Annotated in this window: 9 protein-coding genes and 2 tRNA genes; 8 read left to right on the top strand and 3 right to left on the bottom strand. The window is 39.8% G+C overall.

Annotation, left to right across the window (positions count from 1 at the left end; genetic code table 11):
* Nucleotide 1 precedes the first annotated feature (1 nt).
* Nucleotides 2–3595, top strand: coding sequence for a metallophosphoesterase (locus tag REI64_RS16820; RefSeq protein WP_308851310.1), 3594 nt, complete (start codon nt 2–4; stop codon nt 3593–3595).
* Between the two features lie 5 nt (nt 3596–3600).
* A complete protein-coding gene (locus REI64_RS16815; RefSeq protein WP_308851309.1) occupies nt 3601–5955 on the top strand; it encodes a hypothetical protein in 2355 nt (784 codons plus the stop codon).
* Nucleotides 5956–6063: 108 nt separating this feature from the next.
* Here the strand turns inward: REI64_RS16815 and REI64_RS16810 are convergent.
* From REI64_RS16810 to REI64_RS16800, 3 genes are all read right to left on the bottom strand, one after another.
* Nucleotides 6064–6137: transfer RNA gene (locus tag REI64_RS16810), tRNA-Pro, on the bottom strand.
* A 23-nt stretch (nt 6138–6160) separates the two neighbouring features.
* Nucleotides 6161–6247: transfer RNA gene (locus REI64_RS16805), tRNA-Ser, on the bottom strand.
* Nucleotides 6248–6314: 67 nt separating this feature from the next.
* Nucleotides 6315–8387 carry an HD family phosphohydrolase gene (locus REI64_RS16800; RefSeq protein WP_375142000.1) on the bottom strand — a complete coding sequence of 691 codons (2073 nt, stop codon included), beginning with the start codon at nt 8385–8387 and terminating at the stop codon, nt 6315–6317.
* A gap of 141 nt (nt 8388–8528) precedes the next feature.
* On the opposite strand from REI64_RS16800, the gene REI64_RS16795 reads away from it, so the two are divergent.
* The 6 genes from REI64_RS16795 (at nt 8529) to REI64_RS16770 (ending at nt 14597) form a co-directional block, all read left to right on the top strand.
* Nucleotides 8529–9386, top strand: coding sequence for an SPFH domain-containing protein (locus REI64_RS16795; RefSeq protein WP_308851308.1), 858 nt, complete (start codon nt 8529–8531; stop codon nt 9384–9386).
* Complete coding sequence (locus REI64_RS16790; RefSeq protein WP_308851307.1) at nt 9386–9913, top strand: hypothetical protein; 528 nt, start codon at nt 9386–9388, stop codon at nt 9911–9913. The genes REI64_RS16795 and REI64_RS16790 overlap by 1 nt, the downstream gene beginning before the upstream one ends.
* Nucleotides 9906–10085, top strand: a complete 180-nt coding sequence (locus tag REI64_RS16785) for an Arc family DNA binding domain-containing protein (RefSeq protein WP_308851306.1) — start codon at nt 9906–9908, stop codon at nt 10083–10085. The genes REI64_RS16790 and REI64_RS16785 overlap by 8 nt, the downstream gene beginning before the upstream one ends.
* Nucleotides 10086–10176: 91 nt before the next feature.
* Nucleotides 10177–11355 (top strand): acetyl-CoA C-acyltransferase, encoded by a 1179-nt coding sequence (locus REI64_RS16780; RefSeq protein ID WP_308851305.1) that lies wholly within the window; start codon nt 10177–10179, stop codon nt 11353–11355.
* A 9-nt stretch (nt 11356–11364) separates the two neighbouring features.
* A complete protein-coding gene (locus REI64_RS16775) occupies nt 11365–12297 on the top strand; it encodes a hypothetical protein (RefSeq protein ID WP_308851304.1) in 933 nt (310 codons plus the stop codon).
* Nucleotides 12298–12380: 83 nt separating this feature from the next.
* Nucleotides 12381–14597, top strand: coding sequence for an oligopeptide:H+ symporter (locus REI64_RS16770; protein ID WP_308851303.1), 2217 nt, complete (start codon nt 12381–12383; stop codon nt 14595–14597).
* Nucleotides 14598–14782 lie beyond the last annotated feature (185 nt).

The raw sequence follows: 14782 nt of genomic DNA, 5'->3' as shown, positions 1-14782 counted from the left end.
GATGAAAAGATTAATTATAGCATTTTATCTACTGTTTGTAGCTGTTCCTTTTTTACTAAGGGCGCAAGATGAGGTGAAACATCGCATGATCTTGATTGGTGACGCGGGCGAGATGAATGCAGGTCAGCGGCAATCGCTGATCAGTGCTGCAAACCACGTTATTAAAGACCGCACCACCACCCTCTTTCTTGGCGACAACATCTATCCCACAGGGATGGCCTTGCCTGGTAGCAACAACTTTGCACATACCGCACAGATCCTTAAATCGCAGTTTGAACCTATGCGTGCCAAAGGTGCTACGGTGTACTTTATCCCAGGCAACCACGATTGGGATAAATCTGGACCCAATGGATTAGCCAAGATACAAGCGCAAAGCGAATACCTAGCTTCTTTTAACGACAAGCAGTTAAAACTTTTGCCTAGCAACGGATGTCCAGATCCAATAGCTATTAACCTAACGGATAAGCTTACTGTTATTGCCTACGATAGCGAATGGTGGCTATTCCCTTTCGAAAAAAGCAATCCAGACTGCGAATGCAACAGCAAGGAAGAAGTATTGGTACGTATGCGGGAACTACGCGACCAAAATCGCGACAAGATGATTATTCTTGCCTCCCACCACCCTTTTCAGAGTTATGGAGCACATGGTGGATATTTTACTTTCAAGAACCATTTGTTTCCACTTACTTCTCTCAATAAAAACCTTTACATTCCGCTGCCTGGCATAGGCTCGCTCTATCCCTTTTTAAGGTCTACCTTTTTAAACCCAGAGGATATGAAACATCCTTTGTACAAGGAAATGATTACCAAAGTAAACGGAGTTTTTGGAGATATGCCGAATGTGGTATATGCTGCTGGGCATGAACACGGTTTACAATTGATCAAATCGGCACAGCTACAGATTGTGAGTGGTGCTGGCGCCAAACATTCGCCCAACAAAAAAGGCAAGAACACCCTATTCCAAAGTTACCACAATGGCTACGTTGTTGCAGATCAGTTAATGGACAACAGCATGCGCTATGAATATTACCTCTATAATGAAACAGGTGTTGAAAAAATGTACACTTATACCCAGCCCTATACCCCTGTAGACGAAAAAACCCAAAAAGCGGTAACAGTGATTACTGCCGATAGCGTAATGGTAAAAGTAAAACCATCATTCGATAGTGTGGGACGTTTCCATCGTTATATTTTTGGCGACAACTACCGCAAGGACTATGCGTTAGATACCAAATTGCCAGTAATCCGTATCTCCGAAATTAACGGCGGGCTAAAACCCACACAATTGGGCGGTGGTAACCAATCCCGTTCGCTTAGGCTCGAAGACAAAAACGGCAAGGAGTATGTGTTGCGCAGCGTAGAAAAATATCCAGAGGTATTACTTCCCAAAGGACTACAAAATACCTTTGCCAAAGATATTGTAAGAGATAACATGGCCTCACAGCACCCTTTCAGCGCATTGGTTGTACCTGTATTGGCCAAGGTTGCGGGCGTACCACATGCCAACCCCATCATAGGACTAGTTTCTCCAGATGTTGCCTTGGGAGATTATGGAGCTATCTTCGAAAACACGGTATGCTTACTAGAGGAACGCCATCCACTGGGCAATTCTGATAATACCGCCAAGTTTTTCAAAAAATTAGACCAAGACAATGACAATACCTACGATGCCAAAGGATATTTAAGAGCCAAAGCATTAGATGTACTGTTGGGCGACTGGGACCGTCATGAAGACCAATGGCGTTGGAAACCAGTGGCTACAAAGAAAGGTGTTAAGTATACGGCCGTTCCAAGAGACCGTGATCAGGTATTTTACCAATCGGATGGCAAACTGCAACGTTTTGCCCAACGATCAGACCTATTGCTATTTATGCAGGGCTATGAACGCAACCTAAAAGACATCAACTGGTTTTTATGGGAAGGTAGAGCCATGAACAGTAAAATTCTTTCTCAATATACCGAAGCACAGTGGGACAGGGAAGTACTGGAATTTTGTAGCCTTTACACCGATGAACTATTGGAAGAAGCTCTTAAACGATTACCAAAGGAAAATTACGACTTAAGACACGACCAGCTATTGGCACAGCTGAAACAGCGAAGGGCAGCAATACCCAAGCTAATGAATGAATACTATCATTTTTTCTTCCGTATAGTAGATATACAGGCTAGCCACAAGAACGAAAAAGCAGTGATTACCGATGCTGCAAACGGACATCTGAAAGTAGAGCTTTACAAAATCAATAAATCTGGTGATGTTAAAGATATTATTTTTAGCAACACCTTCGACCCAAAGATTACCAAGAGGATCAACCTCTACCTTCGCAACGGTAACGACAGTGTACTTTTAGATCAAAAGAATTCACCTATCTCGCTAAGGATTATTGCCGGCAAAGGCAAAAAGGTTTATGATGTACCAGCCTCCGCTAAATCCATTCGCCTGTTTGGGCTAAAGGGCGACAATACTTTTAGTGGCGCAGACCAAAATAAACTGAGAACAAAGCTAGCTACAGATACAGGCAATGCTACTTATCTGGGCAAGGATCTTTACCGCAGAACTTCTGTTTTTCCAAATATAGGGTTTAACGCCGATGATGGCCTTTCTTTGGGTGCGTTGGTTAAAGTGACCAGCCCTGGCTTTAGGAAACAGCCCTATGGCAATTCTCAATCTTTTGCTGCATTGTATTCGGTGGCTACCTCTGCCATACGCTTTAACTATACCGGAGATTGGCTCAAAGCCTTGGGCAGTGCCGATATCCTGATCCACGCCAGTGTACAGGCACCAGACAATACCCGCAATTTCTTTGGTATTGGCAACCAAAGTCCATTTACCGAAACCATCCGTTATTACCGCACCCGTTTCAATTTAATACAACTAGATCCGGCAGTACGTTGGAGAAACCCAAAATCTACCCTTATCCTTGGTCCGAGTTTCCAATATTACGGATTTGATCGCAGTGATAATATTGGTCGTTTCATCAATCAAACCTCACAGCTACACTCTCCAGATAGTCTGGTGATAGACCGTAACAAGTTCTTCGCTGGTGCTATAATAAACTTCATTAACAATACCAGAGACCAAGACCTTTTGCCTACCTTGGGCAGCTACATCAATTTTAAGTTATCTGGCTATAAAGGCTTAAGCAGTTCTGCCAATTCTTTTGCCCAGTTTCAAGGTTCAATTGCCCTTTACAAAAACCTCGATGGCAGGGCCAACCTTATTTTTGCCAACCGTTTTGGAGGCACGCTAACCGTGGGCAAGCCTGCTTTTTATCAGCACGCTTATTTGGGTGGCGAGGGTACTTTGCTCGGCTACCGGCAGTTTAGGTTTGCTGGCCGTCAAAGTTTCTACAATAACCTGGAAATGCGTCTAAAACTGGGAGATTTCGTAAGTTATATACTCCCTGGTCAAGTAGGTATGATGGGGCTTTACGATGTAGGAAGGGTATGGTCTGCTCACGACTCTTCGAACGCATGGCACCATGGTGTTGGTGGCGGTATGTACTTTGCACCTGCATCAATGGCGGTTTTACGCGTGGTTGCCGCCTATTCTAGAGAAGGCTGGTACCCTTATTTTTCAATGAACTTTAGATTTTAGATCCAATGAACACCCAAATCATCAACATAAAAAAAGACGACCAAACTGTTTGCCCAGCCACTTGGAGCCTTTCGTTTCGCCCATTAATTGCCTATCTAAAGCGCAGGCTTAAAACAGAGAAAACCATGAAACGGGAATTCTATCGTTATCTTCTAGAGAAAATTGAAACGGAGGAAGCTTTGGCAAAAACGCTAGATGTTGCTGTGCTGGATGGACATAGGGAAACATTAGAACTTATCTTCACCATTTTAACACCATTGCTTGCCGACGAGAAAGAGCTTTATTGGGCTTTGAGCACACCTGTGCCGCAACAGATATTTTTCAGTACAGATTTGATGTACGATTTCATTAAGAATACCGAAACATCTGCCGAAAAACTGGAAAATACACATTCAATTTCACATGAAGAACACCAGTTCACGTTTCTTTACAACATGATCATGGAAAGACTGTACAGCTACAATACCCTTTCCGACACCGAACTTACCTTTTCCAACACCAATAAAGATACTGGCCTGCGCCAATATTACAGAGTAAATGTAGATACACAATTTGTAGACATTACCTACACCAAGAAAACGCTTCCAAAACTCAATTTCGATCAACTTTCTGGCATTGGGCAAAACGAAAAGGAACTTGAAATGCTAAAACAGCAACTTCCGTTATGTGATTTCCGTTTCGATGGTTTTACTGTGCTATCCATTACCGACGTGTCGCTGCAATACGCCCTAGATGGAATTACCAAAGCACTTGTTAACCACACGTACCAACAATCTGCTTATGAACACATTATACAATCGCTAAAAACCCTTACCGGGAGAGCGGATATAGATTTCGGTCTGTTACCTTTTCTCACCGTTAATGATAAGCCTGTTTTCGATACCACAGAAAGTATCTCAAGCCTATTGCTAAATGCTTTCAAACAGTTTGGCATGGACCAAGAAGTATTTCACCAAAAATTCTACGAGTATAGGAAAGATCCTAAACCGCTTTTCTTTAACGGTATGACCGATGAGCAAATGGAAGAAATGCCGTTTATGGAAGCTATCCGTAAATATGGCATTAAATCCTACTCCATACTACCGGTAACCTACAGCGGACAAACGGTTGGCCTATTAGAGATATATGCCAAAGCAGAACTGGTGTTAGATGACAACCTGCTTTCTAAACTATCAAGGGCCATTCCGCTCCTGGGCCAGCTTTTTCAGTACCATATCGAAGAATTTAACACCAAAATGGATGAAGTTATTAAGGACAAATTTACCGCCCTTCAGCCTTCGGTACAATGGAAGTTTAATGAACATGCTTGGGATTTCCTCCATAAAAACAAGAATCAGCAGTTGGTACAAGAAATAGAAACGGTTACTTTTAAGGGGCTTTACCCTTTGTTTGGCGCTATTGATATAAGAAATTCTACTACAGAACGTAACCAAGCGTTGCGGGAAGACCTAAAGATACAGCTCGACCTGTTAAGTCAAACCATTCTCCAGCTCAAAGAGATACTTAAACTGGAACTGCTCGACAAACTATTATTTAATGCTAGAAATTTGATAGAAAAAATCAACACTTTAGACAATAGCTTACAAGAAAATATTGTTAGCGAGTTTTTAGAGTTTGAAGTACATCCAGTACTCAAACATATTGGAGAAACCCAGCCCAGAGCCACACAAACCATTGCCCCCTATTTTCATAGCATCCTTCCCGAAACGGGGATTTCATTTCAGCATAGGCGTACGTTAGAAAGTGCCATGCAGATGATCAATACGACCGTGGGCGAATACCTTGAAAATTCGCAGAAAGAACTGCAGGCCACCTACCCTTTCTACTTTGCCAAATTTAGATCGGATGGCGTGGAATACGACATTTACATTGGGCAGGCCATTGCCCCACGCATTCCCTTTGATACGATGTACCTCAAAAACATTAGACTATGGCAGCTTCAGTCGATGGCAGAAGTAGCCAGATTAACAAACGGAATGCTGGGCCAGCTATCCACACCGCTCTACACTACCCAGCTCATTTTTATCCATTCTAACCAAATCGATATCAGCTTTAGAAATGATGAGCGGAGATTTGATGTGGAAGGCGCCTATAACATCCGTTACGAGGTAATTAAAAAGAGGATAGACAAGGCCAAACTAAAAGATGGCAAAGAAAGGCTCACCCAACCGGGAAAAATTGCTATGGTTTATTACAACGCCAGCGAGGCGAGCGAATACATTACCTACATCCGCTACCTACAAGACCAGAAAATATTGCTCGATGACTTGGAGGAACTTGACTTGGAAGAACTACAAGGCGTGAATGGGCTTAAGGCACTTCGTGTTGGAATAAACTACGGTTTTTTCACTGCTCAGTAAAAGAATACTGGAATTGCCCAAGTGGATTTGCAATTCCAATTGCAGTTCCAGGTTTAGAGGGAAATAAAAAAGGACAAACCAAACATAAATTTGATTTGTCCTCTGAAGTCGGGGTGGCAGGATTCGAACCTACGACCTCCACATCCCAAATGTGGCGCGATACCGGGCTACGCTACACCCCGATGGTGGTATCACCTTTATTTTGCGGAGAGGGCGGGATTCGAACCCGCGGTACCGTTACCAGTACGACAGTTTAGCAAACTGTTCCTTTCGGCCTCTCAGGCACCTCTCCTTTCGATCAACATTGCTGCGTTTCGAGGTTGCAAATATAGTAATTCATTAATGTTTGCAAAAAAAAATTACACTGTTTTTGGATAATCTATGCGAACATGATAGATACTCATTAGCATTGTCTTGAATATCAACTTAATAGTTTCTAAATCTTTTAACGTTAAATCGCAATTATCTAATTGATTTTGCTCCAATTTGTAGTCAATGATCCTTTCAACTAGGTCACTTATGCTTTGTGCGTCCGGATTTTTAAGACTTCTTGAGGCTGCTTCTACCGAATCTGCCAACATTAAAACACCAGTTTCTTTAGAAAAAGGTATTGGTCCTGGATAACGGAAAATATTCTCGTCTATAAATTTTTCTGGAGAGTTTTTAAGGAAGGATTGATAAAAATAATCGACCCGTGTATTACCATGATGCGTTCTAATAAAATCTATCACAGACTCTGGTAATTTGTGCTTACGTGTAATTTCGATGCCTTTATGTACGTGTCTGATGATAATTTGCGCACTTTGCTCGTATGGCAACTTATCGTGCGGACTGGTGCCTGTTTGGTTTTCTATAAAATACTGAGGGTTTTCCATCTTACCTACATCGTGATACAAAGCTCCTGCTCTTACCAATAGCGCATTCCCTCCTATTTTAAAAATTGCTGCTTCGGCTAGGTTGGCTACTTGAAGCGAATGTTGGAATGTCCCTGGTGCCTTAAAAGCAAGTTCACGTAACAATTTATTATTGGTGTTGGTCAATTCAATTAAAGCCACATCTGAAGTAATTCCAAACACCCTCTCAAAAGCATAAATTAACGGATAGGCTAATAAAGACAACAACACACTAAATACAAACGGCAAAAAGTTCGCCCATTCTATATGCGTTAAAGAGCCTTCTCTTAATAAGGTAATCCCCATAAAAGAGATAAAATATGCACTTAGGATAAAAGATGCTGAGATAAGCAACTGCTCTCTTTTAACCAAATTTTTGATACTGTAAATGGCTACCATACCCGCTGTGGTTTGATAGAAAACGAACTCGAAACTATTAGGCACGAAGAAACCTGCTATCAAAATCACTAACAAATGTAGATTTAAAGCTAAACGTGTATCAAACAAAATCCTGATGATGATGGGAACAATACAGAATGGTATAAGGTACAGGTTGGACAAATTGAACTTAATTGCCCAAGTAAGCACCAGTAACATGGAAGTTACCACCAAAAGAATTAGCGAAAGCTGCCTGCTATCTGCAAAAATATCCTTCCTAAACAAATACAGAAACACCATCAACAAGGTAATGATAAATCCCACCAAGAGTACTTGCCCCAAGAAAACCAATTTATCATCGCCTACACTTTTGGTTTGTGCATCATAGGTTTCCCTAAAAGATACTAGTTTCTGATAAACTTCTTCATCTATGACAGTATCATTAGCTACAATCAAATCGCCTTTTTGTACCATTCCTTTGGTAGTAGAGATGCTTTTAAGTGCGTTAGCTTGCACTGTTGCAGTTAAACTTTCATCGAATAGAAGATTAGGCTTCAAATGACTTTCGGCCAAATCTAAAACTGTTTGCTTAATTTCATCACTACCCTTAAAGTTTTCTTTTAAATAATTTAAAGCCGTTTCTGTGGTAAAAACATCTTGCGAATTACTTTTAGTAGACACATTGTTTCTTACTTGCGAAAAATCGTAATATTTGTTTCCTTTCTGATGTTTTGGATTGATATCTATAATCCCTCTGGTGTAAATAGTTTTAAGGAGTTGATGGGAACGTTGCCTATTTATTTCTTTATCAGCCTCATTTAAAGTGTTAGACCTCCACTTAACATCAAACTCGTTGAGATAGGCCTCACTTTGATCTTTAAAAACCTCGTCTTTGTACTGATACAACGGTAAGATATTATTTATGACACTTTTCTTATCCTCTTCTATTTGTTGCGGCGTTTTTAAGATGGCAAAACTAAATGGCGAAATCAAATCCTTATTTAACCAAGTTTTTCCCTTTTCAAATTCATAACGAAAGCGGGGCTGCTTAGGCAAGTAAAATGTTGTCACCAACACACAAACTGCCATCATTACGTATTTTAAATTGGAGGAGTACTTGCGATAAAGTATTTTATGCGAATTCTTTTTAATCTTGGCCAAAATATAATTCTTTTAATAAATCAAAAATACTATTTATTTCTTCATAAGCACATAAAGTAGCCAATAGATTAAAGAGAGTGGAAAAAATCATTTGGAACTAAAAAATATTTTTATTAAAATTGATATCAAAACAATATCATTATGCAATCTGAAAAAATTATCAAACCACCTTCTGGCTACTTAACGTTAGTCGTGTCAATTATCCTCTTAATTGTTGGGGGATACCTTTTAGCTCACCGTCAATTTGGTTGGGGAGCTCTTGTATTAACTATAGATTTCATTCTCGTTCTACCGGGCTTGATTATCGTTAACCCTAACGAATCGAAAGTATTAACCTTATTTGGAAAATACGTAGGCACCGTAAAATCTGATGGTTTCTTCTGGGTAAACCCGCTAACTACCAAGAAAAAACTGTCGTTGCGAGCTAGAAACCTAAACGGACAACAATTAAAAGTGAACGATAAAATGGGCAACCCCATAGAAATTGGCGCTGTAGTGGTATGGCAAGTGCAGGAAACAGCAAAAGCCAGTTTCTCTGTAGAAGACTATGTGCAATATGTGAGTATACAAAGTGAAGCGGCGGTAAGACATTTAGCAAATAGCTTTGCCTACGATAATCTGGAAGACGAAGATGCACAAATCACCCTTAAAGATGGTGCGGATAAAGTAAACTCACTTTTAGAACAAGAACTAAACGACCGCCTTTCGAGAGCCGGTATTGAAGTGATAGAAGCAAGAATTTCGCATTTAGCCTATGCACAGGAAATAGCGAGCGCTATGTTGCAACGCCAGCAAGCTTCTGCAGTAATTGCAGCTCGTAAACTGATTGTTGAAGGCGCTGTTGGGATGGTTGAAATGGCTTTGGAGAGATTATCTGAAAAGGAAATAGTTAAGTTAGATGAAGAGCGCAAAGCGGCTATGGTAAGCAACTTACTAGTGGTGTTATGTGGCGATAGAAATGCTCAACCAGTTGTAAATACAGGCACACTATACAATTAATGGAATACAAAGAAATACAAAAATTAAATTTATGGTGGCTTTATATCCTATTTGGTATACAAGCCATCATTATATTGAGTATTACTTTTTTAGGTGATACTGGTGTAAGCTTAGAAGAACTTAAAGAGATTTATTACCTTCCAATTGTAGGAGTTGTTCTTATTTTCGCCTTAGCCTATTTTATAAATCAGAACTATCTTTCACTTTTTGTAAACAAAGATGGCATTACCTATAAATATTGGCCTTTCACAAGAACCAAAAGTATTCGTTGGGACGAAATTGATAGTGCTTACCTTAGAAAATACGATGCTTTAGGAGAATACGGTGGCTGGGGTTTCCGTTATCGTTTATGGTTTAAATGGAGTGATAAAGCTTTTATATTCGATGGTGATTCGATTGGTCTTCAGATTGTACTGAAAAACAATAAAAAGCTGCTGTTCAGCACGACTAAATCTGAAAACTTTCGCCAATTTTTGAAGGTATTAAAGAAGGATCATCACCTATTAATGATTAAAACTGATGTCTGATAAAGATAAAAAAGCATTTGCGCTTCGAATTAGCTCTGAATTACTGAAGGAAATTGAAAATTGGGCTGCAGACGAATTTAGGAGCATAAACGGGCAGATAGAATACCTCCTTAATGAAGCTGTTAAAGCCAAGAGGAAGAAATCTGCCAAAAAAAGTAATGACTCAGATTAGTTTTTATTCTGCAATAAAGAAGTGACTATCTACGGGTTTTATCATATTATAGCTAAATTGCCGCCAACCAAATATATTTTATACATTACAAATGAAAGAAGTAGTTATTGTATCAGCAGTTAGAACTCCAATTGGAAGTTTCGGCGGCACACTATCAGTATTTTCGGCCACGCAACTGGGTGGTTTTGCAATTAAAGGTGCTATTGCTAAAGCAGGAATTAAACCAGAGCAAGTACAAGAAGTGTACATGGGTAACGTTTTATCCGCCAATTTGGGGCAGGCACCAGCAACACAAGCGGCTAAATTTGCGGGCTTGCCAGATCTACCTACAACCACCATTAATAAAGTATGTGCTTCTGGCACAAAGGCAATTATGCTGGCAGCTCAAAGTATTGCGTTAGGCGAAAACGAAATTGTTGTTGCAGGCGGAATGGAAAGCATGAGCAATGTTCCCTACTATTTAGATAAAGCTAGAAATGGCTATCGTTTAGGTCATGGACAGATAACTGATGGTTTAGTAAAAGACGGATTGTGGGACGTCTACAACGATTACCACATGGGTTCTGCAGCAGAGCTTTGTGCCGAAACTTGCAAGATCACAAGAGAAGATCAAGATCAGTTTGCTATCCAATCTTACAAAAGAGCACAAAATGCCCAAGCAAACGGAAAGTTTAAAGAAGAGATTATAGCAGTAGAGCTTAAAGATCGAAAAGGTGAAATCACTTTGTTTAGCGAAGATGAAGAGCCTGCAACGGTAAAGTTTGATAAAATACCATCGCTGAAACCAGTTTTTAAGAAAGATGGTACGGTTACAGCTGCCAATGCTTCTACTTTAAACGATGGTGCTGCTGCGTTAGTTTTAATGAGTGCAGACAAAGCAAAGGAGTTAGGTTTAACTCCATTAGCTAAGGTTTTGGCCTACGCCGATGCACAGCAAGCACCAGAATGGTTCACCACAGCTCCTTCTAAAGCAATTCCATTAGCATTGCAACGAGCTAATATTACCAAAGATCAGGTAGATTATTTTGAGATTAACGAGGCATTTTCAGTGGTTTCTTTAGCCAACAACCAAGAACTAGGTTTAGATGGTGAGAAAGTTAACGTAAATGGCGGCGCTGTAGCCATTGGCCATCCTCTTGGTGCTTCTGGCGCTAGAATTGTGGTGACGCTTTTATCGGTATTACAACAAAATAAAGGAAAAATAGGCGTTGCCGGAATTTGTAACGGCGGCGGCGGTGCCAGCGCAATAGTTATAGAAAATCTTCGTTAACGAAATTAAATGCATAGGAATATTTTAAGGACGCTTTTATTTGCAACTACTTGGTGTTTGATGATTGGGAATTTGAACGCCCAAACCTTCATTACGCCTGCAAATTTAGAGAAACTTAATTTAGCGCAGGATAGCTTGTCTACCTATAGCGATTCTACCGTGACGGTTAAGGACGATGTAGAACGGATGGCCTACAATACCATGTTCGTTAAAAAGCTAATTAGCGTGCTTAAAACTCCGCATTCATTTCATTTCGATTTCGATTCACTGGCTAATAACGTTTCCTTTTTAAAATCGCCAAACCAGACTTTTAGAATAATCACTTGGTCGTTGCCTTTTACCGATGGCACCTACAAATTTTACGGAACCATTCAATTGGCAACGAAAGACGGTTCTTTAAAACTTATTCCTTTAAATGACGGCACATCGAATATTACGGATGAAAACCTTATTACAGATCAAAAAAACTGGTATGGAGCTCGTTATTACGAAATCATTCCGGTAACCTACCCTGGTCAAACCCCTTATTATCTTTTGTTAGGATGGAAAGGCAACGATGAAAAGACCACCAAGAAGGTTATCGAGGTGCTTTCGTTCGCTAAAGATAATGCTGTTTTCGGGAAAGGTGTTTTTGAAGTAAAGCGAAAAGCTGCCAATAAAAATCGAATTGTTTTTGAGTATAACAAGAGAAACTCGATGACCTTAACCTTCGATAAACAGGTAAATTTGATTGTATTTGATCATTTGGCACCTTACGACGATGATATGGAAGGCAAAGCAGAGTATTACGTATCAGATTCGAGTTTCGATGGGTATTCTATCAGCTATCAACGTTTATATTTTAAGGAAAACGTTCAGTTAAGAAACGAAGCATCGAATTTAGACGAGCTATACAGCACACCAAGAAAGGCTACAACCTTATTTCAAAAGGGCAAACATTAATTTTGTTGATAAAATATAAATGTATTAGCCTATATTGCACCCAATTTTTTATAAAAAACTAAGACTAACTTATCAAATAATTTATGCAAACAACTACTGCAGAAGATCAAAATGATTTTTTCAAGAGTAAGGTATTAGGGCATCCGTCGGGGCTTTTTGTACTTTTCTTCACAGAGATGTGGGAGCGTTTCTCCTATTATGGCATGAGAGCCTTATTGGTACTATTCTTTACTGCATCAGTATTAGACAGCGGTTGGGGATGGCCAAAGGAACACGCTTTAGCCATTTTCGGCACCTATACCGCATTAGTTTACCTTTCTACAATGTTGGGTGGCTATTTTGCCGATAAAGTAATCGGTATACGTTGGGCCGTAGTGGTAGGTGCGTTGTTAATGACATTAGGACATGCTTTTATGGCGCTTGAAACATCGTTCTTCATTTACGCCGGTCTACTTTTCTTAGTATTCGGAAGCGGTTTCTTCAAACCTAACATGACATCTATCGTATCAGAAATGTACAAAGATTTCCCTGAAAAGAAAGACGGTGCTTACACCATTTTCTATATGGGGGTAAATGCAGGTGCATTTTTTGGTATCATGCTTTGCGGTTATTTGGGCGAAAAAGTAGGCTGGAGCTGGGGTTTCGGTGTAGCTGGTATCTTCATGCTTTTCGGTTTATTACAGTTCTGGTTTGCTCAGGGAATTTTTGGCAATATTGGCCTAAAACCTGTTAAAGCAACACCAGCTGAAAAAGCTGCTGCTGTTACTACCGAACAAGAAGGCGGTAAGTTAAACCCTTTCACAAGTTTCCACATGGTATTAATTATAGCTTGTATCGGATTAGGCTTAGCATGGATTTTGAATGATCCTGTAAATAAAATCTCGGAAGGAACAACAAATTTATTCAGTTTTAATCTGTTCGGAATTGATGGTAGCAATTTCATTATTTTAACTGCGCTTGTGCTCTTCCTTATCCTATTGATATCCAGAATTAGCAGATATGATAAGATTTTAAAAGACAGAATGATAGCTATCGTATTCTTTGCGATAATCACGATGATTTTCTGGTCTATTTTTGAGCAAGCTCCAGGTTCGTTAACGCTATTCGCTAAAGATTATACACAGCGAATTTTAGAAGGAACTTCGGGCACCATATTCAAGATTGTAAATTCGTTGATTACAGTAGGCCCTTTAGCAATTATTACTTGGGTACTTTTTAAATTATTCGGACAAACTTTCAAAAAATATAAACTATCTAATATAATTTTAGGTTTCAGTTTTTTAATTATCTGGGGAATTGCGATCTGGATGGTAGTAAATGAATATAAATCTACCTCTTATAATGTTCAGTATCAAAATGCCAATGGCGTTGTAAATACTGGAAAGGTGGTATCGTCAGAATCTTATAAGGATAATGAACAGGTTGCGATTATCGACTTGGAAAACAACTCATTTTATACATCAAGCGACAAAGCAACGGTAGAAAACAATGCGTTAGTAGACAAGGATAAAAACTACATTGGCGATGTATTCGACGGAAAGATCACCAATATTGTTGATAAAGAAAAACCTGGTGCTTTTGGTACCTTGGTAAGCTATGCAGAAGTAGAATTTACTACAACTGCTGGTGCAACTATTAAACGCGAAATTAGACTTGCCAAAGGCGAAAAAGAAACCTTAAAAGTTGGCGATGCAAAGCAAATTTTAGTAACACACAACATAAAGTACGATAATAATCAAACTTCTCCTACCAAAGCTACCATCGTTTCTAGAGTAGCTGCAACTGAAATCAACGCTAGTTGGTTCAACATTTTAAACTCATTGTTCATCATTACTTTGGCACCACTATTCTCTAAATGGTGGAGCAGTAAACACAATCCATCGGCGAACAACAAATATGCTATCGGAATGCTGTTTTTGGCCATCGGCATGGCATTCGTAGCGGTTGGTGCAGCTTCTATTCCGGCAGGTGCTAAATCTGCTTCTGTAAGTATGATGTGGCTGGTTTTTGTTTACCTCTTCCATACCATGGGCGAACTCTGTGTATCTCCAGTAGCGCTATCGTATGTGAGTAAGTTAGTCCCTGGACGAATGATTGCCATCATGTTTGGTGTATGGTATTTAGCGGTGGCCATAGGTAACAAGTTAGCTGGTATTTTCGGAGAAATGTCGGAGAGCGTAGCTGATGAAAAAGGTTACAGTTATTTCTTCTGGATGCTTACGGGAGTTTCGTTAGCAGCTTCTTTGTTTGCATTCGTTTTAGGACCGATCGTTAAAAAGCTAATGCACGGTGTGAAATAATTACAGCGAGCTTATATAAAAAAGCCCTGAATTAAGTTTAATTCGGGGCTTTTATATTTAATATTGTTTTTGCTTTAAGATTGCCTTCTCGAATAGTCGGGATAAACTGTATACCTCACAATGAAGAAGCAAGGAAAGTCTAACGAAGTCAACCTCTACCATTAATGTGTTTTCAATGGTAAAGA

The sequence above is a fragment of the Pedobacter sp. genome, assembly GCF_031119335.1.
Taxonomy (GTDB): domain Bacteria; phylum Bacteroidota; class Bacteroidia; order Sphingobacteriales; family Sphingobacteriaceae; genus Pedobacter.
This window is presented reverse-complemented; position numbering and strand designations above follow the sequence as displayed.

Excerpts from the sequence above, each read along its gene's own strand:
- REI64_RS16785 (WP_308851306.1), top strand. The coding sequence starts at position 9,906 with ATGTCTGATAAAGATAAAAAAGCATTTGCGCTTCGAATTAGCTCTGAA.
- REI64_RS16775 (WP_308851304.1), top strand. The coding sequence starts at position 11,365 with ATGCATAGGAATATTTTAAGGACGCTTTTATTTGCAACTACTTGGTGT.
- REI64_RS16780 (WP_308851305.1), top strand. The coding sequence starts at position 10,177 with ATGAAAGAAGTAGTTATTGTATCAGCAGTTAGAACTCCAATTGGAAGT.
- REI64_RS16795 (WP_308851308.1), top strand. The coding sequence starts at position 8,529 with ATGCAATCTGAAAAAATTATCAAACCACCTTCTGGCTACTTAACGTTA.
- REI64_RS16770 (WP_308851303.1), top strand. The coding sequence starts at position 12,381 with ATGCAAACAACTACTGCAGAAGATCAAAATGATTTTTTCAAGAGTAAG.
- REI64_RS16820 (WP_308851310.1), top strand. The coding sequence starts at position 2 with ATGAAAAGATTAATTATAGCATTTTATCTACTGTTTGTAGCTGTTCCT.
- REI64_RS16815 (WP_308851309.1), top strand. The coding sequence starts at position 3,601 with ATGAACACCCAAATCATCAACATAAAAAAAGACGACCAAACTGTTTGC.
- REI64_RS16790 (WP_308851307.1), top strand. The coding sequence starts at position 9,386 with ATGGAATACAAAGAAATACAAAAATTAAATTTATGGTGGCTTTATATC.